The organism is Streptomyces sp. 147326, from assembly GCF_045000215.1.
Classification (GTDB): domain Bacteria; phylum Actinomycetota; class Actinomycetes; order Streptomycetales; family Streptomycetaceae; genus Streptomyces.
Window position 1 is genome coordinate 5,737,449 of record NZ_CP134201.1, and the last position, 23,289, is coordinate 5,760,737.

Below are 23,289 nucleotides of genomic sequence, written 5' to 3' on the forward strand. Positions count from 1 at the left end.
GGGGGATGTCCTGGACGAGGCTGGTCGTCCTCGACCTGGCGCCGGGGGAGGTGTACGCGCACGAGTGCGGGGAGTCGGAGTGGATCGTGCTCCCACTCGCGGGCGGCTGCGAGGTCCACTCCCGGGGCTCCGCCCCCGACCCCGCGCCGCAATCGCCGGCGGGTCTCCAAGACCGGGGCTCCGCCCCGGACTCCGCTCCTCAAACGCCGGAGGGGCTGGAAGGTGCGGCGGGGCCGGGCATTTCAGCCTCGCCGGCGTTTGAGGCGCGGGGGTTTGGGGGCGGCGCCCCCAACAGTCAACCGGAGGTGTTCCAACTGAGCGGGCGGAAAGGGGTGTTCCGCGGGCCCACCGACTTCGCCTACGTGCCCAGGGACGCGCACATGGAGGTCTCCTCGGCAGAGGGAGGGCGGTTCGCGCTCGCAGGGGCGCGGTGCCGGCGGCGGCTGCCCGCACGGTACGGCCCGGCCGGCGGCGTGCCCGTAGAGCTGCGGGGCGCGGGTCAGTGCTCCCGGCAGGTCAACAACTTCGCCGCGGCCGGCGCATTCCCCGCCGATCGGCTGATCGCCGTCGAGGTGCTGACCCCCGGCGGGAACTGGTCCTCCTACCCGCCCCACAAGCACGACGAGCACCATCCCGGCGAGGAGTCCCGCCTCGAGGAGATCTACTACTTCGAGATCGCCCCGCACGGGGACACCCCCGGGCTCGGTTACCAGCGGGTCTCGCCCTCGCCCGCCGGGAAGACCGACATCCTCACCGAGGTGCGGACCGGGGACGCCGTGCTGATCCCCGACGGCTGGCACGGGCCGTCCATCGCCGCCCCCGGGCACGACATGTACTACCTGAACGTGATGGCCGGGCCGGGCGAGACCCGGGAGTGGCTGATCCGGGACCACCCCGACCACGGCTGGATCCGCGGCAGCTGGGACGGCCAGGACATCGACCCCCGGCTCCCCTTCCCCTCCGAGGAGGCAACCCGGTGAGGCTCACCGTCGCCCAGGCGCTCGTACGCTTCCTGGCCCGCCAGTACACCGAGCGCGACGGCCGCAGGCAGCGGCTGATCGCCGCCACCTGGGGCATCTTCGGGCACGGGAACGTCGCCGGCATCGGGCAGGCGCTGCTGGAGGCCGACCCGGAGGCCATGCCCTTCCTCCAGGGGCGCAACGAGCAGGCCATGGTGCACGCCGCCGTCGGGTACGCCCGCCAGCGCGGCCGGCTCTCCGCGCACGCCGTCACCACCTCCATCGGGCCCGGTGCCACCAACCTCGTCACCGGCGCCGCCCTCGCCACGATCAACCGGATCCCGGTGCTCCTGCTCCCCGGGGACACCTTCGCGACCCGGCCCGCCGATCCGGTGCTCCAGCAGCTGGAGGTCCCGTACGCGGGGGACCTCTCCGTCAACGACGCGCTGCGGCCCGTCTCCCGCCACTTCGACCGCATCACCCGCCCCGAGGCCCTGATCCCGGCCGCCCTGCAGGCCGTGCGGGTGCTCACCGACCCCGTCCAGACCGGCGCGGTCACCCTGGCGCTGCCGCAGGACGTGCAGGCGGAGGCGTACGACTGGCCCGAGGAGTTCTTCGCCGAGCGCGTGTGGGGCGTACGGCGGCCCCGGCCCGACCGCGCCGAGCTCGCCGCGGCCGCCGAGGCCGTACGGGGCTCCGCGCGCCCCCTGATCATCGCGGGCGGCGGGATCCGGCACAGCGAGGCCCAGGCGGCCCTGGCCGCTTTCGCCGGCGCCACCGGGATCCCGGTCGCCGTCACGCAGGCGGGCAAGGGCGTGCTCCCGTACGACCACCCCGCCGAGGTGGGCGGGATCGGCCACACCGGGACGGCCACCGCCGACGAGCTGGCCCGGGAGGCCGATCTGGTGATCGCCGCGGGGACCCGGCTGACCGATTTCACCACCGCCTCCGCGACCCTGTTCCAGAATCCGGCCGTCCGGTTCATCGGCCTCAACCTGGACGCGTACGACGCCCACAAACTCGCTGCCCGGCCGCTGGTCGCCGACGCGCGCGAGGGGCTCGACGAGCTCCGGGAGGCGGTCGCCGGGCACCGGGTGGATCCCGCCTACGAGACGGCGTACGCGGAGCGCAAGAGCGCGTGGGAGCGCCGCGTCGACCACGCGTACGCCGTCTCCGCCCCCGACGAGGACCTCCCGCCCACCCAGGCCCAGGTCCTCGGGCTGCTCGACCGGCTGGTCGACGGGACCGACGTCCTGGTCAACGCGGCCGGATCGCTCCCGGGCGACCTGCACAAGCTGTGGCGGGCCCGGTCGGCGGACCAGTACCACCTGGAGTACGGGTACTCCTGCATGGGCTACGAGATCCCGGCCGCCATCGGGGTGGCGCTGGCCGCGCCCGGCCGGCCGGTGTGGGCGCTGGTCGGCGACGGGACGTACCTGATGAATCCGACCGAGATCGTCACGGCCGTCCAGGAGGGCGTCCCGATCAAGGTGGTGATCCTCGACAACCACGGCTACGCCTCCATCGGCGGTCTCTCGGGGGCGGTGGGCGGCGAGGGCTTCGCCACCGGATACCGCTTCCGGGCGGCCGACGCCTCGTACACGGGGGACCCCCTTCCGGTGGACCTCGCGGCCAACGCGGCCTCCCTCGGCATGGCCGTGATCCGCGCCCGCACCGTACGTGACCTGCGCGAAGCCCTCGCCGAGGCCCGCTCGGCGACGCGTCCCACATGTGTCTACACACAGACCCGAACGCCCGACACTGTGTCGGGCCCGCCCCCGGCACAGGCGTGGTGGGATGTTCCTGTGGCCGAGACCGCGACCCGCAGGGCGGCGGCCCAGGCCCGTGAAGAGTACGACCGGCAAGCCGCGCAGCGACGTCGCCATCTGTGAAGGAGCAAGGCAATGAAGACCGTCAACCACTGGATCGGTGGCAAGACCGTCGAGGGCGCGTCGGGCAACTACGGCCCGGTCACCGACCCGGCCACCGGCGAGGTCACCACGCAGGTCGCGCTCGCCTCGGCCGAAGAGGTCGACGCGGCGGTACAGGTCGCCAAGGAGGCCTTCCAGACCTGGGGACAGTCCTCGCTGGCCGCCCGCACCAAGGTGCTGTTCGCCTACCGCGCCCTGCTGGACGCCAACCGCGACGCCATCGCCGAGCTGATCACCGCCGAGCACGGCAAGGTCCACTCGGACGCGCTGGGCGAGGTCGCGCGCGGCCTGGAGATCGTCGAGCTGGCCTGCGGGATCACCACCCAGCTCAAGGGCGAACTGTCGACCTCGGTCTCCAACCGGGTCGACGTCTCCGCCATCCGCCAGCCGCTCGGCGTGGTCGCCGGCATCACCCCCTTCAACTTCCCGGCGATGGTGCCGATGTGGATGTTCCCGCTGGCCGTGGCCTGCGGAAACACCTTCATCCTCAAGCCGAGCGAGAAGGACCCGTCGGCCTCCAACAAGCTGGCCGAGCTGGCGAGCGAGGCCGGTCTGCCGGCCGGCGTGCTGAACGTGGTCCACGGCGACAAGGTGGCGGTGGACGCCCTCCTCGCCCACCCCGACATCTCGGCCGTCTCCTTCGTGGGCTCGACCCCGATCGCCCGCCACATCCACACCACCGCCTCCGCCAACGGCAAGCGCGTGCAGGCGCTGGGCGGCGCCAAGAACCACATGCTGGTGCTCCCGGACGCCGACCTGGACGCGGCCGCCGACGCGGCGGTCTCCGCCGCCTACGGCTCGGCCGGTGAGCGCTGCATGGCGATCTCCGCCGTCGTGGCCGTCGGCTCCATCGCCGACACCCTCGTCGACAAGATTCGCGAGCGCGCCGAGAAGATCAAGATCGGCCCCGGCAACGACCCGACCTCCGAGATGGGCCCGCTCATCACGGCCGCCCACCGCGACAAGGTCGCCTCGTACGTCAAGGGCGCGGCCGCCCAGGGCGCCGACGTGGTCCTGGACGGCACCGGCTACACGGTCGAGGGCAACGAGAACGGCCACTGGATCGGCCTCTCCCTGCTCGACAACGTGAACACCGACTCCGACGCCTACCGCGACGAGATCTTCGGTCCGGTGCTGTGCGTGCTGCGCACGGAGACCTACGAGGAGGGCGTGGCCCTCATCAACGGCTCGCCGTTCGGCAACGGCACCGCGATCTTCACCCGCGACGGCGGCGCCGCCCGCCGCTTCCAGCTGGAGATCGAGGCGGGCATGGTCGGCGTCAACGTCCCGATCCCGGTGCCGGTGGGCTACCACTCCTTCGGTGGCTGGAAGGACTCGCTCTTCGGCGACCACCACATCTACGGCAACGACGGCATCCACTTCTACACCCGCGGCAAGGTCGTCACGACCCGCTGGCCGGACCCCTCGGACGCGCCGGCCGGCGTGGACCTGGGCTTCCCCCGCAACCACTGAGAACTGAGCACCCACCGCTGACCGCGCGCGAGCGCCGTAGGCCCGGCTCGCCCCCCGCACCTCTCACCGCGGGGGGCGAGCCGCGTCTCAGAGCAGCGACCAGACGTCCTTCGCCGCCTCCGTGCCCCAGACCGCGTCGCCGTGGCCGTAGCCCGGGACCACCGTGAAGGCGACGCGGTCGTTGCCGGACGCGCGGATCAGTTCCGCGCCGCGCGGGTGGTCACCGCGGCCGAGCTCGGTGTTGACCCAGGCCACCTCGGCGCGGATCCGGTCCCAGGCGATCCGGTACGTGGCGTCGTCGCCCGCCCAGACCGCGGCGAGATCCCGCATCAGGGCCGTCGGCAGGAGGCCGCTGCCGAGGGCGGCGGTGGCCGCGTGCCAGGTGGCCAGCGGGGTGCGGGTCAGGGTGAAGCGGTCCTCCACGGGGGCCGCGCCGAACGCGTAGCCGCCGGCGCTGTGGCCCTGGGCGTAGATCCAGTTCGCCGGCCCCGGGAGGGCGGCCGTGCGGATCAGCGCGAAGTGGGCGAGCCCGGCGTGGGTGAAGCGCCGGGTCGGGTCCGGCGGCCAGGGCGCCGGGGAGACGCCGTCCGGATCGGCCACCGCCTCGGCGATCACGGCCGTGAGTCCCGGGTCGACGATGTGGACGCCCTGCGCGAGCTGGGTGGCGTACGCGTCCCGTGTGTCGGCCGCGCGCAGCGCCAGGTCACCGGTGTACGGCCCGGTCGTGTCGAGGACCACCACCCGGCGCAGCCGGGGCGAGGTGTCGTGCGAGGCCGCGTCCAGGGCGAGGGCGGCCCCGGCGGAGTGCCCGGCGTACTGGTAGGGCAGCCGCAGTACGGAGTCCAGCGCGTCCACGACCCGGGCCAGGTCCCGGCGGTGCGCCGCGAGCCCCCAGTCGGCGGTGATGTCGGCGGGGGACGCGGCGTCCTCGCGCGGGGTGACCCCGACGACGAGCAGGCCGCGGCGGCGTAGTTCGTGGGCGAGGTTGTGGTCGTCCGGGCCGCCCGGGGTGAAGAAGTCCGCCGCGAAGTTCAGGCCGCCGCCGGGCAGCAGGTACGCGATCCCCTGCGGCGCCCGCGTCGTGTCCGCGATCACGTCCACCGTGACGGGTGCCGGGCCGCCGTCGTCGAGCGGGAGGGTGAGCCGGATCCAGCCGTTGCCGGGCAGATAGACGGCGGTGCCGGTGCCCAGCGCGCGCTCGATGCGGGTCAGCAGCCCCGTGCCCTTGGCCGCGTCGCCGTGCTGTCGTTCCATCGAAGGTGCCTCCCCGCCCCAGGGTGATGGCCGAATACCGTCACCCGGGGACACCTTCGCCGGTCAGCGCGCCTGAGCCAAGTCCGGGACGGATTCCACCTGTTCGAGTTCCGCGCGGCGCCGGCGGCGCAGCACCCACAGGGTGACCCCGGCGCCCGCCAGCACCAGGAACAGGCCCACGGCCGGCCAGGGGACGGCGATGAAGCCGGTCTCGGACCGCGAGACCAGATCGGGGTGGGCGGTCGCTCCCGCCGTGATCCGGACGGTCACCCAGTCGGACTGGGGGGCGTCCGGCCAGGGTTCGGTCAGCTCGATCCGCTGGCCGGGCAGCAGGGTCAGCTTCAGCTCCCGGGCCGGCCGGTCCAGCACGCCGCGCCCGAACAGGCCCTCGGCGGAGACCGTCACCTTGGGCTCGACGACCACGTTGCCCCGGTTGACCAGCGTGTACGAGACCGTGGCGCGGGCGTCCTTGACCCAGGGCAGCAGCGGCGCCGACCGGCTGATCCGCACGTCCTCCACGCTCAGACCCGGAGTCAGCGGACCCGGCACCCGGAAGTACAGCCGGGCGCCCACCGAGCGCTTCACCCCGACCTGGACCTTGCCCTCCTGCTGCACGCCCTCCACGGCGGTGTTCAGCGCGACGATCCCGCCGACGTGGTCACCGGGCGTTGCGTCCGCCGGGACCTTCACGGTGAACGGGATGTCCTTGCGGCCCTTGGCCGGCACGGTGACGGTGCCCGCGGTCTCCGGCGGCAGCGCGATCCACGCGCCGACGTCCTTGGGCCTGGTCTCCGCCGGCAGCAGCGCGAAGGCGCCGCCCGCCGGGGTGTTCATCGCGTCGGTGGCGAAGATCCGGAACGTCAGGTCCTTGTCGGAGGAGTTCAGGATCGTCACGCTGTCGGCGAGGGAGGTTCCGGCCGCGCCCTGGTGGAAGAAGTACGCGCGGTCGGTCATCGCCGCACCGGCCGCGGGCGTGGGGAAGACCCCCCAGGTGCCGTTGTCCGCCGCCCTCGCCGCGGTGGCCGGGAGCAGGCCCGCACCCAGGAGCAGCAGGCCGAGGAGCAGCCCGTGGAGAGAGGTGCGGGTGCGGCTACGCGTACTGCTGCGGGTGCGCATGGGCGGTCTCCAGTCGGCGCCGGAAGGGGAAGGGGTGGTGCGGCGCCGGAGCGCCGCACCAACCTGGAGGAGCGGGCCGTACGGGTCAGGCGATCGAGAACGTCACGACCGTCTGGTAGGTGTCGGCGAACATGAAGGGCGGGAGCTGGATCATCCCGGCGCCGCCGACGGCGAACTCACCGCCGGTCAGCTCGTCCCCGCCGGCGGCCTGGGAGGCCACCTTCATCGGGACGTCGGAGATCGCGCCGGGCGTGCCCGCGGTGCAGGTGCTCGGGCTGTCCGGGTTGGTCACGGTGCAGGACGGCTGGATGCCGATCTGCGCCTTCGCCATCGAGTGGCCGGTGGCCTGGTTCAGGAACGGCGTACGCGTCGCCGTCACGTCCCAGCCCAGCGAGCCGCCGCGGAAGTCCTGGACGGTCGCGGCGTTGAAGACGCCGACCACCGACTGGGCCTTGCCGTTGATGGTGACCGAGCCGAAGTTGACGGCCGGCTGGCCGTCCTTCGGGCCGAGGGCCAGCGGTCCGGGGAGGACCTCGACGTCGACCGGGTTCTTGACGCCGGCCTGCTCCTCCACGAACACGAACGGCTTGGAGGTGGTCGCACCGTTGATCTTGATCGCGTCGGCCTTCTTGGTGACCGTGAGGGTGCACGTGGCCACACCGCCGGCGTCCGCCGTGCCGTTGCCGTTGTCACCGGTCGGCGCACCCGCGAGCAGGGCGGAGCAGGTGACGGGGCCGGGCGGCATGTTGGCGCCGCTGACGACGACCTCCTGGCCCGCCGGGCCGCTGTTGGGCGTCAGCTTCGTCGTGATCGGGTCCTTGGGCAGGGCCTCGACCGCGACCGAGCCGAGCGAGGCGCTCGGGCGGGGCGCCGGGGTACAGGTGGTGGTGAAGACCGAACCGGAGAGGTCCGCGTCGGTCACCGCCAGGTCGAGGGCGACGTTGACGGTGGTGCCCTCGGTGCCGTCCGGGATCTTGATCGTTCCGGAGAACGCCTTGGGGTCGAGCGGCTGCCCGGCCACGACGCTGACCGTCTCGGGCGGGCTGGTGACCACCTGGGTGGTCGTCCCGACCTTGAGGGTGATCTTGGAGGTGTTCACCGTGGTGACGGAGAACCCGGGGATCAGCGGGCTCGCGCCCGGGTCGATCGTGATCGGGACGACGTCGCCGGCCTTGGCTCCGTCGGGCAGGGTGACCGTCCAGTTCTGGTTGCCCGAGCCGTCCGGCTGCGGCGCCGGGGCGTCACAGTTCTCGAAGACGGCGGTGGTCTTCGTCGCGGCCTGCGCGGAGCCTGCCAGGCCCACCACGCCGCCCGTCAGGGCCAGAGACAGGGCTCCCGCCCCGGCCAGCACTCTTCGTCTGAGCGTTCTCGTACTCACTGGGTCGCGACTCCTTCGTCATGACGAACCCCTCCCCCCACCCGCTGTGTGGGGGAGGCCGAGCCGGTGCGGTGGCCGATATTGACGCGTCACGGTGATGAGAAGTCAATGACTTGCTTTCGCCCGAAGCACACAGAAATTGATGGGCCATCAGGGAGAGTCTGATGGCCCATCGGATACCGACTGGTCGGGGTGGCTGGGTGCGCGGGGTCTAGCGGGCGGTGGGGAGGTGGAGCAGCAGGTTCGGGGTGCCGGCCGGGAGCGCGGTGATCCGGTCGGGCACGGCGCTGTCCAGCAGCGTCTCGGTCACCTCCGCCGGGGTACGGGCCGTACCGCTCGCCAGGACGAGCGCGGCGACCCCCGCCACGTGCGGAGCGGCCATCGAGGTGCCGGAAGCGCGGGCGGTGGCGGTGGCGGAGTCCTTCCATGCCGAGGTGACGCCCACGCCCGGGGCCGAGAGGTCCACGCAGGGGCCGTGGCTGGAGAACGGCGCGCGCCGGTCGTCGGCGTCGGTCGCGCCGACCGTGATCGCCTGCGGGACCGAGGCGGGGGATCCCGCGCAGGCGTCCTTGCCGTCGTTGCCGGCGGCCACGGTGAAGGTGATCCCGGAGGCCACGGCCCGGATCACCGCCGCGTCGAGGGCGTAGCTGGGGGTGCCGCCCATGCTCATGTTGGCCACCGCCGGGGTCTCCGGGGCCTTCGCGGCTTCCTTCACCACCCAGTCGAGGCCCTTGAGGATGGCCGACAGGCTTCCGGCACCGCGGCAGTCGGCCACCTTCACTCCGACGAGCGAGACCCCCTTCGCGACCCCGTACGTCTCCCCGCCCACGGTCGCCGCGACGTGCGTGCCGTGGCCGTTGCAGTCGCGGGAGCTCCCGAGGAACACCGCGTTGTAGCCGAACCGGGCGCGGCCGCCGAACTCCTCGTGGAGGGTGTTGATCCCGGTGTCGACGATGTAGACGGTGACGCCCTCGGCCCTGGTGGGGTACGTGTACGAGCCGTCGAGCGGGAGCTCGTGCTGGTCGATGCGGTCCAGCGGCCAGGGTGCGTGCGCCTGGGCCTGCGGCTGCGTGTCGGCGGGGGCGGAGGCGGGGGCTGCGGCGCCGGCGCCGGCGCTCGTGTGGAACTCCGCGTCCGGCTCCACGGAGGCCACCCGGGGGTCGGCGGCCAGGGCGGCGGCCCGCGCGGCGGTGGTACGGACGGCGAAGCCGTTGAGGGCGGCGTCGTAGACCGGCCCGACCTCGTCGCCGGAGTCCGCTGCCTCGGCGGCCAGGGCGCGGGTCGGGGCGCGCGAGCTGGTGTCCTTGAGGACGACGACGTAGGGGGTGACGGGCGCTGCGGCGGAGGAGGCCGCGGAGGAGGGGTGCGGCGGCAGGACGGCGGCCGTGGTGGCCACCGCGAGGAGTGCGACGGCGGGGAGGAGCGGGACGAATGCGGTCATGCGGCCGATGCTCGGCGAGCGGCGGCGCGGGCGCGCGGAGGGTGCGCCGAGTGGACGCACGACACGCCGCCGTGCGGGCTAGGTGTATTGCCCTGTGAGGTTGGGGACGCGGCTGGCGGGTGGTTTGCCTGCGAGCGCGGTGTGTCCGCGGTGGTGATTGTAGGTGTGTAGCCACTGCGGGAACGCGTCGCGTCGTTCCTGCTCGCACTGGTAGGGACGGGCGTAGGCCCATTCCTCCAGGAGGGTGCGGTTGAGGCGTTCGACCTTGCCGTTGGTCTGGGGCCGGTAGGGCCGGGTTCGCTTGTGGGTGATCCCGGCCGCTGCCAGGGCGTCGCGCCAGGTGTGGGATTTGTAGCAGGCCCCGTTGTCGGTCAGGACCCGTTCCACGGTGATCCCGCACGAGGTGAAGAACGCCTGTGCCCGCTGCCAGAAGGCGGTCGCGGTCTCCTTCTTCTCGTCGGTCAGGATCTCGCTGTAGGCGAGGCGGGAGTGGTCGTCGACGGCGGTGTGGATGTAGCTGTAGCCCAGGCGGGGGCGTTTCTTGCGGCCGGCCTGGCGGCCCAGGGTCTTGTGGCCGCCGCCGTCGGGGATGTTGCCGAGCTTCTTGATGTCCACGTGCACCAGTTCGCCGGGCTTCTCGCGTTCGTAGCGGCGTATGACACGGCCGGTGGCCCGGTCCAGATGGCTCAGGCGGGCCAGCCCGAAGCGGGTCAGGACGCGGTGCACGGTCGAGGGCACCAAATCCAGCAGGTGGGCGATGCGGGCCGGTCCCCAGCGGCGCAGGACACGGACCTTGATGATCCGGCGTTCGGTGCGGTTCGGGATCCGGCGTGGGCTGTGATGCGGGCGCGAGGACCTGTCATGCATGCCGGCCTCGCCGTGATCGCGGTAGCGGTCGGCCCACCGCTGGGCCGTGGTCGGCGAGACCCGGAAACGCTCGGCGGCCCGCCGCAGCGGCCAGCCGTCCACGACCACGCAGTGGGCCAGGCGCAGCCGTCCGGTCTCGGTCAGGGGTGCATTACGGTGGGGCATGAGGGCCTTCTGTCGTTCGGTGGAGATGTCGCAATCCACACCGAACCCGGAAGGCCCTCACCCGTTCAAGACGCCTCAGCCGAGACCTGCATCACCCGTCCACAACCTCCCGGGGCAATACAGCTAGGTCGTCCCTTTCGGATCGTGCCGGTCAAGCCGGGCGGCGCGGGTCAGGCGGGATCCGAACGAGGCGGCCTACGGGGTGAGGGGCCAGCCGCGCATCGAGAAGACGCCCTCGTCGCGGGCGCCGGCGGCGTCGTAGGTGGCCAGGGCGGCCTCGTTGTCGGTGTCGACCCCCACCCACATGCCGTAACAGCCGCGGGCCTTCGCCTCGTCGGCGAGGGCCAGGGTCAGGGCGCGGCCGAACCCGCGGCGGCGGTAGCCCTCGTCCACGGACAGTTCGTACAGGCACATCTCGGTGCCCTTGTCGGGGTGGCTCATCTCGATGCCGGAGACCATCCCGGCGGGCACGCCGTCGACGTAGGCGATGAGCATCACGTGCCCCGGGGCGGCGAGGAAGCGCTCGGACCACTCCTCGCGGGCGGGCCCGTCGAAGAGGGATTCGGCGGCGGCGAGCTCGGCGGGGGTGAGGGCCCGGCGGATGTCCATGCCCGCCACGATAATGCGCGCATGACGGATGGTGAGCCGAAGCCCGCCGCGGCGTGGCGGGCGGCCGGAAACTCCCGACCGGACGGCCGCGGGGCGGGTTACGGTCGCGGCACGGGCCTGATCGTCCGTCGAACGACTGAGGGGGAGCCTCGTGAGAAGCGCCGTCGTCACACCGCAGGACGACCGGATCCGCTGGGTCGAGCTGCCGGGGGAGGAGCCGGCCCGGGTGTACGTGCACGGGCTCGGCGCCACCTCGCCGGCCTACTTCGCGGCGAGCGCCACGCATCCGCTGCTGGCGGGGCGGCGCTCCCTGCTGGTCGATCTGCTGGGCCACGGGCACAGCGACCGGCCCGAGGGGTTCGGTTACACCCTGGAGGCGCACGCCGACGCCCTGGCGGCCGCCCTCGGCGCGGCCGGCGTGGCGGGCGCCGAGCTGATCGCCCACAGCATGGGCGGAGCCGTGGCGATCGTGCTCGCCGACCGCCATCCCCACCTGGTCTCCCGGCTGGTGCTCGTCGACGCCAACCTGGATCCGGTTCCGCCCGTCCCCGCGGCGCCCGGGAGCAGCGGGATCGCCGCCTACACGGAGGAGGAGTTCCTGGCGGGCGGCTGGGCGGAGGTGCGCGACCGGGTCGGCGCGCACTGGTGGTCCACGATGCGCCTCGCCGGCCGGACGGCCCTCCACCGCTCGGCCGTCCACCTCGCGGCGGGCACCACGCCCACCATGCGTGAGCTGCTGCGGGAGTTGAAGGTCCCCCGCACCTACCTGCTGCCGGCGGCGGACGGCCCGCTTCCCGGCGCCGAGGCCCTGGAGGCGGCCGGCGTCGCCGTGGTGTCCGTCCCCGACTGCGGGCACAACATCATGCTGGACAACCCCGACGGCTTCGCCCGCGCCACCGCGACGGCGCTGGCCTGCGGTGGCCTTCAGCCCTCGACCGGCTCTACGCGAATGGGTTCAGCACCGCCCAAGTAGAGCAGGAGGCGATGACTTCGTCGCCGATCTGGGGGATCAGTATCGGTCTGATCACTGTTGCCGATCCCGGGGTCCGACGACAGCGCCTGGTGACAAGCCCAGCAGACATTGCGGGACCGCGGTCGCCCTCGCCTGCAAGCTGGAGACCGCCCTGGCCGGCTGGTCCGGAGAGGACGCCGCCACCGTCACCATGCGGACCGCCCTGCGCTGCCGGGCAGCTCGGTCATCTCTGGCCGTTTTCATCCCTACCTCGCTCGTGGATTGAACCACGGCCCACCATCGCCCTCGCGCCCTCGGCCCCCAGCGTTGCCGGGGGCGGCTGGTCGCCGCGCAGCATGTGCATGCCCCTCTGCAGGAAGGATGCGCTTCACCCATCGGCGCTGGTGAGCTTCTCGGCCTTCCGTGTCGCCGCCGCCACCCGCGCCCGCGCCTTCACAGCCTCTCGCCCGGCCTCCCGGTGGCGGGCGGCCGCGTCGGTGCTCGCCGCGCGCTTCGTCTCCAGCCGCTCCTCAGCAGCCTTCACGCCTTCCTCCGCCGCCGTCACAGCCGCGCGAGCGCGCTCCACCAGCTCCTGCGCGGCGGCCTGCGCAGCCTCCAGGTGCTCCGCCTCGGCCCGGGCCTCGGCCAGCTCCGCCCGGGCCGCCTTCGCGCGCTCGCGGCGCGCCCGCACCCCCCGCCCGCCCGTATCCGGTTCGGGGGGCCGTACGTGCTCCGTCGTGGATCCGGCGTGTTGGGCCGCCTGCACCCGTCGGGGAGGAACGGCGCCGGGCAGGGGTTCCAAGCCGGTGAACCCCAGCACCGCGTCCGGGGCCTTCACCAGGCGGCCCGCCGCCCACTGCGCAGCGACGTCGGGATCGGCGAGGACCGCGTGGAGGATCTGCTCGACCTCGTGCAGCACCGGCTCGCTCACCGCCTGCCCGGCCTCAGCGGCCAGCGCGCGCGCTGTACGGGCGAGCCGCCCGATCTCCACATGCTGATCATGCGACAGCTTCCGCAAGCGTTCGGCGTCCAGCGTCCGGTGCGCGGTACGGAGCGCCTCGCCGAGCTGCACGAGACCGTGCGCCTCCTTCGGCCTGCGGCGGGCCAGCAGACCGGCCGTCCACGCCGCAACGGTCGGCTTCCGCAATGCCGCGATCGCGGCGGCGAGCTGCCTGTCCCCGGCCTTGCGGGCCTTGGCCACGTACTCGTCCCGGGCCGCGGTGAACTCCGACGGCCTCAGCTCGGACAACTCCACCGCCACCGACTCCACGTCCATGCCCGCAAGTCTCCCGCCCGCGCCGCGGCCCGGCCGACACCTCGCAGGACACCGCGCGTCGACCAGCAGCACGAGCACACAGCACGACGGGAGAACGCAAAGAAGCCCCCGGGCCGCCCTGGGTGAGGGCAGCCGGGGGCCTGGTCGTGCGCTACCGGCTGAGCGACGTGAGCGCCGCCGCGTCGTACGGCTTCAGCTCGTCGAAGCGGTTGCCGAGGACCTTCGCCGCCCACTGCGGGTCCTGGAGCAGCGCCCGGCCTACGGCGACCATGTCGAACTCGTCGCGTTCCATACGGTCCAGGAGGTTGTCGATGTCGCCGAGGGCCGCACCCTCGCCGACGAAGGCACGGATGAAGTCGCCGTCGAGGCCGACCGAGCCGACGGTGATGGCCGGCCGGCCGGTGAGCTTCTTGGTCCAGCCCGCCAGGTTCAGGTCCGAGCCCTCGAACTCCGGGAGCCAGTAACGCCGGGTGGAGGCGTGGAACGCGTCGACGCCCGCCGCCGCCAGCGGGGCCAGGATCGCCTCCAGTTCCTCAGGGGTCTGCGCGAGCCGTGCGTCGTAGGCCTCCTGCTTCCACTGCGAGTAGCGGAAGATCACCGGGAAGTCGGCCGGGACGCGCTCGCGGACCGCGGCCACGATCTCCGCGGCGAACTTCGTCCGGGCCACCGCGTTGCCACCGTAGGCGTCGGTGCGGCGGTTGGTCCGCTCCCACAGGAACTGGTCGAGCAGGTAGCCGTGGGCGCCGTGCAGCTCGACGCCGTCGAAGCCGATCCGCGCGGCCTCCGCGGCGGAGTGAGCGAACGCGCCGATGACGTCGTCGAGGTCGGCGCGGGTCATCGCCTTGCCGGTCCCCTCGGTGCCGTCGACGCGGATGCCGGAGGGGCCTACAGCGGGGGCATCGGCATACGGCGCCTCGCCCTGCTTGCGCACCATGCCTATGTGCCACAGCTGAGGCACGATCGTGCCGCCCGCCTCGTGCACGGCCGCGGCGACCTTCGCCCACCCCGCCAGCTGGTCCTCGCCATGGAACCGCGGCACCCGGTCGCTCTGCCCGGCGGAGTCGTGACCGACGTAGGTGCCCTCGGTGACGATCAGGCCCACACCCGCGGCGGCCCGGCTGGCGTAGTACGCCTGCACGTCCTCGCCGGGCACGCCGCCGGGGGAGAACATCCGCGTCATCGGCGCCATCGCGATGCGGTTGGGGACGGTCAGGCCGTTCAGCTTGACGGGCCGGGACAGGATCTCGGCCGCGCGGGAGGCGGTGGACGTGGTGACGGTCATGCGGGTCCTCCGGGTTGAGACTGTGGCTCGTCAGGGTGACAACGAGAAATGCATAGTACACATGCTATGTATCATGCATATTGCTGTGTCCGGCCGTCGTGCGGCGCCGCCCGCGGGTCGAGCCCGAGCCGTGCAGGGGTCCGCCGGTCGCCGGGTTCACAGGTCCGCGATAATGGAGCGCCGGAAGGAGCGGGAGGCGCAGTGCTGGAGAAACTGGAGCGGGAGCTGATGCTGCTCTCGCGGCACCAAGTGCTTGCCCGGCGCGAGCGCGACCCCGAACGCCTGGAGCGGTCGGCGTACCTGCTGCTCAGCCGGATCGACACACAAGGCCCCATGTCCATCGGACAGTTGGCGGAGGCCTTCGGGCTCGACACCTCGACCGTGAACCGCCAGACGGCCGCGCTGCTGCGCTGCGGACTGGCCGAGCGCGTCGCGGACCCGGACGGCGGCATGGCCCGCAAGCTGTGCATCACCGTTGAGGGCGGGCGCCGGCTCGCGGAAGACCGTGAGGTCAACCGGTCCTGCCTGGCCCGGGTCGTCGCCGACTGGTCCCCTGAGGAAATAAGGGAGCTGGAGGACGCCCTGGTCCGGCTCAACCGCAGTGCCGAGGCCCTCGAAGGCCGGTACTGGCCGCGCACGGAGGAAGGCGACACCCGCATCGCATGCCACCCGCCGGTCCCAGACGAATCCCCGACTCCTGCTCCGCAGGCACCCGCGACTCCCACAGCGAACTGAATGTGCGCGGATCAGGGAGACAAGCCCTGGTCCCCTTCCGGGCTCGCGAAGACCGCCCGGACAGGATCTAGTTCCCGCCGCCCGGGGACGGGGTGCCATCGGTCCAGGCGTAGACGCGCTTGCCGCGCACCGCGACCTGGTACTGGTGGGCGTCCCGGCACTCGGACCGCACCCCGGCCCGGAGGCTGCCCGGCCACCACCGGGCGTGCAGGTCCGGGGCGCCCAGCTGTTTCGGTGTGCCCGCGCTGCACTGCGGGCCGTCGAGCGGCGTCGCGCCCAGGGTGAACCGGATCATCCGGGCCTCGCCGTTGGTGCGCATCCGTATGCGGACGTCGGTGGCGTCCCTGGGTATCCAGGACGGCAGCGCGAAGCCGGACCGCCCGCGCGGGGGCGCATCGGCGGCGGTCGCGAAACGCCGGCCCTTCTCCTTGAACACCTGCTGGTCGATCCTGTCGGTCACGGGGTTGGGCGGCAGGTTGGGCAGGGCGAAGCCCGCGGTGGCGAGGACTCCCACCGTGGCGGCGACGACGAGCGGGCGGCGGTTCATACCGTCCAGTCTCCGCCGGGAGGTGCTCCGCGCGCGTCCCTCCGCAGGACGAACCGCGCGTGGGCCGGAAGTCTGATCCGGTCTCATACCTGGGAGGGGCACCGGTTCGGGTCCGGCCGCCGCGCAGTAACCGGGCGCCGTCCGCGGGAGTTGGCCGGAGGTGATCCGTCCGCCCCGGCCCCGAGGACCTTCCATGCGCCGTCGCCGCCTTGTCCCCGCTCTCGCCACCGCCGCCGCCGTGGTGCTCGCCCTCGCTCCGGCCGCCTGGGCCGCACCGGAGGTCCCGGCCGACAAACCGCTGGTGCTCAGCCGCTGGACGCAGCGCAGCGCCGCCAGTTACCAGGCGTGGGCCGACGCGCGCGAGCACCGGGGCGCGTGGGCCGCGTACGGCTTCGACTGGTCGACCGACCACTGCACCTCCTCCCCGGACAACCCCTTCGGCTTCCCCTTCACCACCGCCTGCGACCGCCACGATTTCGGCTACCGCAACCACCGGGCGGCAGGGCTGTTTCCGGCCGCCAAGGCACGGCTAGACGAGGCGTTCCTCGCGGACATGAAGCGGGTCTGCGCGCAGTACTCGGGCAGCCGCAAGGGCTCGTGCGAGAGCACCGCGTGGACGTACTACCAGGCGGTCAGGCTCCTCGGGATCTCGTAGCTCTCGTAGGGATCCCGTACGGATCTCCCGGCAATCCCCTGGGAATCGCCCAGGGATCACACGGCGATCGCGTGGCCCGCCGGCCGGCGCGCGCGGTCGCCCGGGGGCGCGTACGCCTCCTCTTCCCGTTCACACGTTCTCCCGTTTCTGCTTCACCAATCCGTGTGCCCCACAGCCGATTTCCGGCCATGCGCGGCTTGTGGGGGCGGCCCGGCCGGGTGCCCCTCACCGCACGAGGTGCCGGGCGAACCAGTCCCGGGCCAGGGCGGCCACCTCGTCCAGGGCCCCCGGCTCCTCGAAGAGGTGGGTGGCCCCCGGGACGATCTCCAGCCGGTTCTCGCAGCGCAGTTCGCGCTGGGCCCCGCGGTTGAGGTCGAGCACCGTCGTGTCCCGGCCCCCCACCACGAGAAGCGTGGGCGCCCGTACGGCGGCGAGCCGCGGGCCGGCGAGGTCGGGCCGGCCGCCGCGGGAGACCACGGCGCCGATCCCGGAGTCGGCACCGGCGTCCGCACCGGCGTTCGCGGCGCCCGCCGCGGCCCACAGCGCCGCCGCGGCTCCGGTGCTCGCCCCGAAGTAGCCGACCGGGAGGGGCACGCGGCGCCGCAGCCAGCGGGTGGCCTCCGCGAGCCTGCCGGCCAGGGGCTCGATGTCGAAGACGTTGGCCCGGTCGGCCTCCTCGGCGGGGGTGAGCAGGTCGAAGAGCAGGGTGCCGAGCCGCGCCCGGTTCAGCTCCGCCGCCACCGCGCGGTTGCGCGGACTGCGCCGGCTGCTGCCCGAGCCGTGGGCGAACACCACGACCGCCCCGGCGCCCTCCGGCAGGGCGAGGTCCCCGGCCAGGATGAGGCCGTCGGCGTCCACCTCGACCGCGGCCGCCCGGGCGGCCGGGCCGGATGCCGGGCCCGGACCGGCCGCCGCCCGCGTCAGCAGGGCGACGACCTCCTCGTCGGGAGTCTGGGAGAAGTCCTCGTACCACTCGCCGACGGCGCGGAAGGCGGGCGGTGCGGAGAGGCACACCACCTCGTCGGCCTCGGTGCGCAGCCGGGCGACCGCGTCCGGCGGCGCCACCGGAACGGCCAGCACCACCCGGGCCGCGCCCTGCGCCCGTACGACCTCGCAGGCGGCCGCGGCCGTGGCCCCGGTGGCGATCCCGTCGTCGACCACGATCACCGTGCGGCCCGCGAGCGCCACCCGCGGCCGGTCGCCGCGGAATCTGCGCGCCTGCCGGGCCAGCTCCGCCTCCTCGGCGTGCTCGACCGCGGCGAGGTCCTGCTGCCGCACCCGGCTGCTGCGGACGATGTCCTCGCTGATGACGCGCACCCCGCCCTCGCCGATGGCGCCGAAGCCGAGCTCCCGGTGGTAAGGGACGCCGAGCTTGCGGACCACGATCACATCGAGCGGGGCGCCGAGTGCCCGCGCGACCTGGAAGGCCACCGGGACGCCGCCGCGGGGCAGGCCCAGTACGACCGGGTCCTCCCCCTGCAGGTGAAGGAGCGCCTCGGCGAGACGCTCTCCCGCGTCCGTGCGATGGATGAACAGCACGGGGGCTCACCCCCAAACCAGGGGAGACGGAAACCACGCACACACCTACTTCGACGCAACCCCATCCGCGGGCCGTCCGCAAGTCGGCGCCGGGGGCTACTCAGGGTGGGTGGGCACCAGGGGCGGGCCAGAGGTGGTCGGGGGTGACGATGGAGGTGACGGCGTTCCCGACGGGGGAGGGCAGGTTCTTGCCGTCGTGGTCGACGTCGGACGTGACGAGCACGACGAGGGAGGCCCGCTCGGCGGGGAGTTGGGCGGTGATGGACTCGTAGCCGGGGATCTCCCCGTTGTGGCCGAGCCAGCCGTTGGTGTCGAGGATGCCGAGGCCGTTGGAGATCCCGGGGAGCCCGGTCGGGAGCGTACGGAGCCGTTCCGCCTGCGTCTTCTCGGTCAGCAGCCGGCCGTCCACCAGGGCCGGCGCCCAGGTCGGCGGGTGGCCGAAAGTCATGTCCAGCATCTGGCGCGGGGTGTATGCGCGGTGCGGGTGGTCGCGCAGGCCCGCGAGGAACTTCTGGTCCTGCGTGTAGTCGAAGAGACCGCTGCGCATGTCGGCCAGCTGGCGGACGGTTAGGGCGTCGCCGCCGGGCACTCCGGTGACGTACCGCGAGATGGGATCGTCGAGTCCGACCTTGCCCTGGTCGACCAGTTGGAGGACGGCGGTGACGGTGAAGGGCTTGGTGACGCTGCCGATCCTCGTGTGGAGGTCGGTCTTCATCGGCGTGAGGGTTTTCTTGTCGGCGACGCCGAAGGACTTCTCGTACACGCCGCGGCCGGGTATCCACAGGCCGACGTTGAGGCCCGGGATATCGGCATCTTTCATGATCTTCTCAAGCGCCGCGTCCAGTTTCTCCACGGTGGCCGTGTCGAAGTCCTGCCGTACGGAGGCCGGAAGGTGCCGGTCCGGGGCGGTTCCCGCGCACAGGGCGGCGAGCAGGACAACCGCCGCGGCGGGTGTGGCGGCCCGGCGGCACCGCCCCCGGAACGGGTGATTCCTGCCCATGGCCGGTCACCTTCGATCTGGCTCGCCCAGACGTCGCCGAGCCCCCGAAGGTGTCCCCATCAGCGTAGGAGCGTCCCGTCCGCGGTGCGGCCGAGCCAGTCCTAAAAACGCCCCTGACCTGCACGAAAGCCCTCCGCGGAGGGAGGGCTCGGGTGGTGCGGAGAGAGTGCCCCCGGCAGGACTCGAACCTGCGGCCAAGTGCTTAGAAGGCACCTGCTCTATCCACTGAGCTACGGGGGCCGGAAGGTGGCCGTGGTGGGCCTGGAGCCCCTGGTGGGGGTGGGACTGTGGTCCGTGCCGGGTCAAGGATAGGGCTCCGGTCGCCTTGTCCCGGTTGCTTCACTCGCGGGCCACGATGTGGAGGTTCGGTGAAGCGGTCCCGATAATCGCAGGCAGGTGCGATTCTCGCATCGCTTTTGCGCCGCGGCGCCCTTGGTGTTGTGCACTCGTTATGCCTGCGCCCCACTCGTCCGTCGTGCCCAGAATGTCCCACTGGAGTCGCGGTCGGCGCGCAGAGGACGTATAAGCTTCAAAAATGGTCCCAAATTGGGCATTCTTCGCATGTGGTGACCTTGGATGTTCGGCCTCAGCTGCTCGATGCCCTGTCCGCCCTGCGCGACCGGGTCGCGTCCGTGCGTCTGCCGCTGCCTCTGCCCGGCGCCCCGCGCGCCCGCCAGACCAGAGCCGAGCTGCTCGCGCAGCTCGACGACTACCTCGTACCCCGGCTGAAGGCGCCCGAGGCGCCGATGCTCGCCGTCGTCGGCGGGTCCACCGGGGCCGGTAAGTCCACCCTCGTCAACTCCCTCGTCGGACGGCAGGTCAGCGAAGCCGGAGTGCTGCGCCCGACCACGCGCACACCGGTGCTCGTCTGCCATCCGGATGACCATCACTGGTTCGCCGGAATGCGCGTGCTGCCCGATCTGATGCGCGTCTGGGTGCCCCACGAAGAGGAGGAGGCCCCCTCGGCCAAGTCCCGGTCCCGGCCCCGCGACCGCGCCCACGGCGACACCCACGCCACCCGCGAGATGCGCATCGAGACCGTATCCAGCCTGCCGCGCGGACTGGCCATCCTCGACGCCCCCGACATCGACTCCCTCGTGGTCGAGAACCGGACACTCGCCGCCGAACTCATCTGCGCCGCCGACGTCTGGGTGATGGTCACCACCGCCTCGCGGTACGCCGACGCCGTCCCCTGGCACCTGCTGCGCACCGCCAAGCAGTACAAGGCCACCCTCATCACCGTCCTCGACCGGGTGCCGCACCAGGTGCTGGCCGAGGTCTCACGGCAGTACGGGGCCCTGCTCACCAAGGCCGGGCTGGGCGACGTACCGCGCTTCACCGTCCCCGAACTGCCCGAATCGACCGGCGGGGGCGGGCTGCTGCCGGCCAGCGCCGTCGCCCCGCTGTTCGCCTGGCTCGCCCACCACGCCCAGGACCCGGCCGCCCGGCAGTACGCCGTCGGGCGGACCGCGCTCGGCGCGCTGGACTCCCTCCGCCGCCGGATGCCGGAACTCGCCTCCGCCGTCGCCGCCCAGCACGCCGCCGCCGTACGGCTGACGTCGGCCGTCGAGGACGCGTACCGGCGCGAGGGCAAGCGCGTCCGCAACCGCCTCGACCACGGCGCCGTACTGGCCGGGGACGCGCTGACCCGGTGGCGCGGCTACCCGCTCGACACGAGCGCCGACGAACTGCTCGACTCCCTCGCCGAGTCCCTCGCCGCCCTGCTCCAGTGCGCCGTCGCCGCCGCCGACGAGCGGATCGCCGATGCCTGGCGGCGCGAGCCCGCCGCCGGCGCGGTATCGCTGCCCGCGCCCGACAGGGAAGCGGGGGACCGTATCGGCATGGCCGTACGGCGCTGGCGGCGCGTGCTGGAGGAACTCGCCGAGGAGGAGGTGGCCCGGCTCGACAAGCAGCCCGCACCCGACCCCGACGGCGTCGCCGCTCTGCTCGTCGCCGCCCTCCTCGGCGGCAAACGTGCCCGGCCCGCGGGCGAGAAGCTCGCCGAACGCATCGGCGCCCAGGCTGCCCTGCGGCTGCGCGACCGGGGCGGCGAACTGGTCGGCGACCACCTCGACCAGGTGCTGCGCGCCGAGCGCGACCGCCGGCTCGCCCCGCTCGAAGCGCTCGAAGTGACCCCGGAACCACAGGCCGAGCTCATTGCCGCGCTGTCCGTACTGCAGAAGGAGAGGTGACGCGGTGACCGCCCTGACCGACCGGACCGACGACCGCTGGGACGACGGACTCATCGCGCGCTCGCGGCCCCGGGCCGCCGGAGGGATCGAGGACGACGGGACCGACGGGACCGACGGGGACGACGAGGGCGACATCGGCGACGAGGCGCTCGTACGGGCCGTCTCCGGCGCGGGCAGCGACGGCGGCAAGTCGCCCGCGCCCCCGCTCAGCCCCGAGGCGCAGGCACTGCGCCTGCGGCTCGACGCGCTGCGCCAGCTCGTCGGGCTGTCCCGCACCAGGCTCGACGGCAAGACCCTCGCCGAGGCCGGGCGGGTCCTCGACGAGGCGGCGGCGCGCCGCGGACTCTCCCCGCAGCACACGGTCGTCGCGATCGCCGGAGCCACCGGAAGCGGCAAGTCCACACTTTTCAACTTGCTCGCCGGGGTGCAGATCTCCGAGACCGGGCTGCGCCGCCCGACCACCGCGGCGCCCATCGCGTGCAGTTGGTCGGACGGGGCCGCCGGACTGCTGGACCGCCTGGAGATCCCGGGCCGGCTGCGCCGCCGGCCCCGCGAGACCTCGGAGGCGGAGGCCCTGCGCGGCATGGTCCTCGTCGACCTGCCGGACCTGGACTCGGCGGTCGGCGCGCACCGGGACCACGTGGACCGCGTCCTGGCGCTGGTCGACGCCGTGGTGTGGGTGGTGGACCCGGAGAAGTACGCGGACGCGGTCCTGCACGAGCGGTACCTGCGGCCGCTGGCCGGGCACGCGGAGGTGACCTTCGTCGTGCTGAACCAGGTGGACCGGCTGCCCGGCGACGCCGCCGACCTCGTACTGGACGACCTGCGCCGGCTCCTCGACGACGACGGCATCGCGCTCGGCGAGCACGGCGAGCCCGGCGCCACGGTCCTCGGGCTGTCCGCGCTGACCGGGGAGGGCGTCGGGGAACTGCGCGAACTCCTCGGACAGTTCACCCAGGAGAAGGGCGCCGCCACCCGGCGGATCTCCGCCGACGTCGACCGCGCCGCCGGGCGCCTGCGGCCGCTCTACGTCGCCGACGGACACGCCGGGCCGGAGATCGGCGAGGCGGCGCGCGCCGAGTTCGAGGACCGCCTCGCCGAGGCGGTCGGGGCGTACGCGGCCGGGCTCGCCGCCGAGCGCGCCTGGCGGCGCAACGCCGGCAAGGCGTGCGGGACGCCCTGGCTGCGGCTGTGGCGGTGGTACGAGAGCCGGCGCGCGCCGCGCTCCCTGGCCGGTCTGGCCGCGCTGGCGGCGATCGGCGGCCGGGGCACGACGGTCGCGCAGGTGCCGGTCGAGGAGGAGGTGACCGCCCGTCAGCGGGTGGAGCAGGCCGTAAGGGCGGTCGCCGACGAGGCCGTGGCCGGCCTGCCCGACCCGTGGGCGCAGGCGGTCCGGGAGACCGCGGTGCGCGGCGCCGACCGGCTCCCGGAGGCGCTGGACGAGATCGCGGTGACGCTGGGGGCGGCGGTCGCGGTGCCCAGCGTCAAACCGCCGCGGCCCACGTGGTGGCCGGCGGCCGTACTGGCGCAGGCGGCCATGACGCTCGTGCAGATCTACGGCGGGCTGTGGCTGGTCGGGCAGATCGTCGGGGTCCTGGAGCCCAGACTGCTGCCGCCGGTGCTGCTGATGGTGGCGGGCATCATCGGCGGGCCCCTCGTGGAATGGGCCTGCTCGATCGCGGCCCGGGGCCCGGCTCGCCGGTACGGGCAGGACGCGGAGCGCAGGCTGCGGCAGGCGGCGGCCGGCTGCGGGCGGGCCCGGGTGCTGGAACCGGTGGCGGCGGAGCTGCTGCGCTACCGGGAGGTGCGGGAGCAGTACGCCACGGTGGCCGCAGGGGGGAGCAGGTTGTCCACAACCCGCCAGTAATCCACAGGCCGGAGCGGGGAACCGCGGCCCGCCCCAGCATGGGTCGTAGCT

General features: G+C 73.3%; 19 protein-coding genes and 1 tRNA gene. 8 read left to right on the forward strand and 12 right to left on the reverse strand.

Annotated elements, in window-relative coordinates:
• Window positions 1–5: 5 nt before the first annotated feature.
• Genes iolB through RIU97_RS26285 form a run of 3 tightly spaced genes read left to right on the forward strand, consistent with a single transcriptional unit; the run spans window position 6 to window position 4,363 of the window.
• Complete coding sequence (gene iolB / locus RIU97_RS26275; RefSeq protein WP_404962943.1) at window positions 6–980, forward strand: 5-deoxy-glucuronate isomerase; 975 nt, start codon at window positions 6–8, stop codon at window positions 978–980.
• Complete coding sequence (gene iolD, locus RIU97_RS26280) at window positions 977–2,851, forward strand: 3D-(3,5/4)-trihydroxycyclohexane-1,2-dione acylhydrolase (decyclizing) (RefSeq protein ID WP_404960056.1); 1,875 nt, start codon at window positions 977–979, stop codon at window positions 2,849–2,851. Before iolB ends, iolD begins: the two co-directional genes overlap by 4 nt.
• A gap of 12 nt (window positions 2,852–2,863) precedes the next feature.
• Window positions 2,864–4,363: a CoA-acylating methylmalonate-semialdehyde dehydrogenase gene (locus tag RIU97_RS26285; RefSeq protein WP_404960057.1), complete on the forward strand. Its 1,500-nt coding sequence runs from the start codon at window positions 2,864–2,866 to the stop codon at window positions 4,361–4,363.
• 87 nt (window positions 4,364–4,450) lie between these two features.
• Here RIU97_RS26285 and RIU97_RS26290 read toward each other — a convergent pair whose 3' ends face one another.
• The 6 genes from RIU97_RS26290 to RIU97_RS26315 all read right to left on the reverse strand — a co-directional run bounded on the left by RIU97_RS26290 (window position 4,451) and on the right by RIU97_RS26315 (window position 11,193).
• Entirely contained in the window at window positions 4,451–5,617 is a 1,167-nt protein-coding gene (locus RIU97_RS26290; protein ID WP_404960058.1) for a hypothetical protein, read from the reverse strand.
• A gap of 63 nt (window positions 5,618–5,680) precedes the next feature.
• The gene (locus tag RIU97_RS26295; RefSeq protein ID WP_404960059.1) at window positions 5,681–6,733 is read right to left on the reverse strand and encodes a WxL protein peptidoglycan domain-containing protein; all 1,053 of its coding nucleotides are present in this window, start codon (window positions 6,731–6,733) and stop codon (window positions 5,681–5,683) included.
• A gap of 85 nt (window positions 6,734–6,818) precedes the next feature.
• Window positions 6,819–8,111: a hypothetical protein gene (locus RIU97_RS26300; RefSeq protein ID WP_404960060.1), complete on the reverse strand. Its 1,293-nt coding sequence runs from the start codon at window positions 8,109–8,111 to the stop codon at window positions 6,819–6,821.
• Between the two features lie 211 nt (window positions 8,112–8,322).
• Window positions 8,323–9,552 carry a S8 family peptidase gene (locus RIU97_RS26305; RefSeq protein ID WP_404960061.1) on the reverse strand — a complete coding sequence of 410 codons (1,230 nt, stop codon included), beginning with the start codon at window positions 9,550–9,552 and terminating at the stop codon, window positions 8,323–8,325.
• A 78-nt stretch (window positions 9,553–9,630) separates the two neighbouring features.
• Window positions 9,631–10,584 (reverse strand): IS481 family transposase, encoded by a 954-nt coding sequence (locus tag RIU97_RS26310; protein ID WP_404960062.1) that lies wholly within the window; start codon window positions 10,582–10,584, stop codon window positions 9,631–9,633.
• A 195-nt stretch (window positions 10,585–10,779) separates the two neighbouring features.
• The gene (locus RIU97_RS26315; protein WP_404960063.1) at window positions 10,780–11,193 is read right to left on the reverse strand and encodes a GNAT family N-acetyltransferase; all 414 of its coding nucleotides are present in this window, start codon (window positions 11,191–11,193) and stop codon (window positions 10,780–10,782) included.
• Between the two features lie 151 nt (window positions 11,194–11,344).
• On the opposite strand from RIU97_RS26315, the gene RIU97_RS26320 reads away from it, so the two are divergent.
• Window positions 11,345–12,166, forward strand: coding sequence for an alpha/beta fold hydrolase (locus RIU97_RS26320; protein ID WP_404960064.1), 822 nt, complete (start codon window positions 11,345–11,347; stop codon window positions 12,164–12,166).
• Window positions 12,167–12,533: 367 nt separating this feature from the next.
• Here RIU97_RS26320 and RIU97_RS26325 read toward each other — a convergent pair whose 3' ends face one another.
• Entirely contained in the window at window positions 12,534–13,421 is an 888-nt protein-coding gene (locus RIU97_RS26325; RefSeq protein ID WP_404960065.1) for a hypothetical protein, read from the reverse strand.
• A gap of 151 nt (window positions 13,422–13,572) precedes the next feature.
• Window positions 13,573–14,703 carry an NADH:flavin oxidoreductase gene (locus RIU97_RS26330; RefSeq protein WP_404960066.1) on the reverse strand — a complete coding sequence of 377 codons (1,131 nt, stop codon included), beginning with the start codon at window positions 14,701–14,703 and terminating at the stop codon, window positions 13,573–13,575.
• A gap of 228 nt (window positions 14,704–14,931) precedes the next feature.
• Between RIU97_RS26330 and RIU97_RS26335 the strand changes: the two genes are divergently transcribed.
• Window positions 14,932–15,438 (forward strand): MarR family winged helix-turn-helix transcriptional regulator, encoded by a 507-nt coding sequence (locus tag RIU97_RS26335; RefSeq protein ID WP_404962944.1) that lies wholly within the window; start codon window positions 14,932–14,934, stop codon window positions 15,436–15,438.
• Window positions 15,439–15,505: 67 nt separating this feature from the next.
• On the opposite strand, the gene RIU97_RS26340 is transcribed toward RIU97_RS26335, so the two are convergent.
• Window positions 15,506–15,985, reverse strand: coding sequence for a hypothetical protein (locus RIU97_RS26340; protein ID WP_404960067.1), 480 nt, complete (start codon window positions 15,983–15,985; stop codon window positions 15,506–15,508).
• 193 nt (window positions 15,986–16,178) lie between these two features.
• Here RIU97_RS26340 and RIU97_RS26345 point away from each other — a divergent pair, with 193 nt between their 5' ends.
• A complete protein-coding gene (locus RIU97_RS26345) occupies window positions 16,179–16,640 on the forward strand; it encodes a phospholipase (protein ID WP_404960068.1) in 462 nt (153 codons plus the stop codon).
• Window positions 16,641–16,865: 225 nt separating this feature from the next.
• On the opposite strand, the gene RIU97_RS26350 is transcribed toward RIU97_RS26345, so the two are convergent.
• The 3 genes from RIU97_RS26350 to RIU97_RS26360 all read right to left on the reverse strand — a co-directional run bounded on the left by RIU97_RS26350 (window position 16,866) and on the right by RIU97_RS26360 (window position 19,419).
• Window positions 16,866–18,179: a phosphoribosyltransferase family protein gene (locus RIU97_RS26350; protein ID WP_404960069.1), complete on the reverse strand. Its 1,314-nt coding sequence runs from the start codon at window positions 18,177–18,179 to the stop codon at window positions 16,866–16,868.
• 100 nt (window positions 18,180–18,279) lie between these two features.
• Window positions 18,280–19,179, reverse strand: a complete 900-nt coding sequence (locus tag RIU97_RS26355; protein ID WP_404960070.1) for a serine hydrolase domain-containing protein — start codon at window positions 19,177–19,179, stop codon at window positions 18,280–18,282.
• A gap of 167 nt (window positions 19,180–19,346) precedes the next feature.
• A tRNA-Arg gene (locus tag RIU97_RS26360) sits at window positions 19,347–19,419 on the reverse strand.
• A gap of 332 nt (window positions 19,420–19,751) precedes the next feature.
• On the opposite strand from RIU97_RS26360, the gene RIU97_RS26365 reads away from it, so the two are divergent.
• Together RIU97_RS26365 and RIU97_RS26370 are read left to right on the forward strand one after the other, a co-directional pair.
• A complete protein-coding gene (locus RIU97_RS26365) occupies window positions 19,752–21,371 on the forward strand; it encodes a dynamin family protein (RefSeq protein ID WP_404960071.1) in 1,620 nt (539 codons plus the stop codon).
• A 4-nt stretch (window positions 21,372–21,375) separates the two neighbouring features.
• Window positions 21,376–23,238, forward strand: coding sequence for a GTPase (locus RIU97_RS26370; RefSeq protein ID WP_404960072.1), 1,863 nt, complete (start codon window positions 21,376–21,378; stop codon window positions 23,236–23,238).
• Window positions 23,239–23,289: the final 51 nt, after the last annotated feature.

What these genes read in the sequence shown, in the direction of transcription:
- RIU97_RS26290 (WP_404960058.1), bottom strand. Translation starts at nt 5,617, where the DNA reads ATGGAACGACAGCACGGCGACGCGGCCAAGGGCACGGGGCTGCTGACC.
- RIU97_RS26305 (WP_404960061.1), bottom strand. Translation starts at nt 9,552, where the DNA reads ATGACCGCATTCGTCCCGCTCCTCCCCGCCGTCGCACTCCTCGCGGTG.
- RIU97_RS26340 (WP_404960067.1), bottom strand. Translation starts at nt 15,985, where the DNA reads ATGAACCGCCGCCCGCTCGTCGTCGCCGCCACGGTGGGAGTCCTCGCC.
- RIU97_RS26295 (WP_404960059.1), bottom strand. Translation starts at nt 6,733, where the DNA reads ATGCGCACCCGCAGCAGTACGCGTAGCCGCACCCGCACCTCTCTCCAC.
- RIU97_RS26330 (WP_404960066.1), bottom strand. Translation starts at nt 14,703, where the DNA reads ATGACCGTCACCACGTCCACCGCCTCCCGCGCGGCCGAGATCCTGTCC.
- RIU97_RS26310 (WP_404960062.1), bottom strand. Translation starts at nt 10,584, where the DNA reads ATGCCCCACCGTAATGCACCCCTGACCGAGACCGGACGGCTGCGCCTG.
- RIU97_RS26285 (WP_404960057.1), top strand. Translation starts at nt 2,864, where the DNA reads ATGAAGACCGTCAACCACTGGATCGGTGGCAAGACCGTCGAGGGCGCG.
- iolB (WP_404962943.1), top strand. Translation starts at nt 6, where the DNA reads ATGTCCTGGACGAGGCTGGTCGTCCTCGACCTGGCGCCGGGGGAGGTG.
- RIU97_RS26355 (WP_404960070.1), bottom strand. Translation starts at nt 19,179, where the DNA reads ATGGGCAGGAATCACCCGTTCCGGGGGCGGTGCCGCCGGGCCGCCACA.
- RIU97_RS26345 (WP_404960068.1), top strand. Translation starts at nt 16,179, where the DNA reads ATGCGCCGTCGCCGCCTTGTCCCCGCTCTCGCCACCGCCGCCGCCGTG.
- RIU97_RS26335 (WP_404962944.1), top strand. Translation starts at nt 14,932, where the DNA reads ATGCTGCTCTCGCGGCACCAAGTGCTTGCCCGGCGCGAGCGCGACCCC.
- RIU97_RS26315 (WP_404960063.1), bottom strand. Translation starts at nt 11,193, where the DNA reads ATGGACATCCGCCGGGCCCTCACCCCCGCCGAGCTCGCCGCCGCCGAA.
- RIU97_RS26325 (WP_404960065.1), bottom strand. Translation starts at nt 13,421, where the DNA reads ATGGACGTGGAGTCGGTGGCGGTGGAGTTGTCCGAGCTGAGGCCGTCG.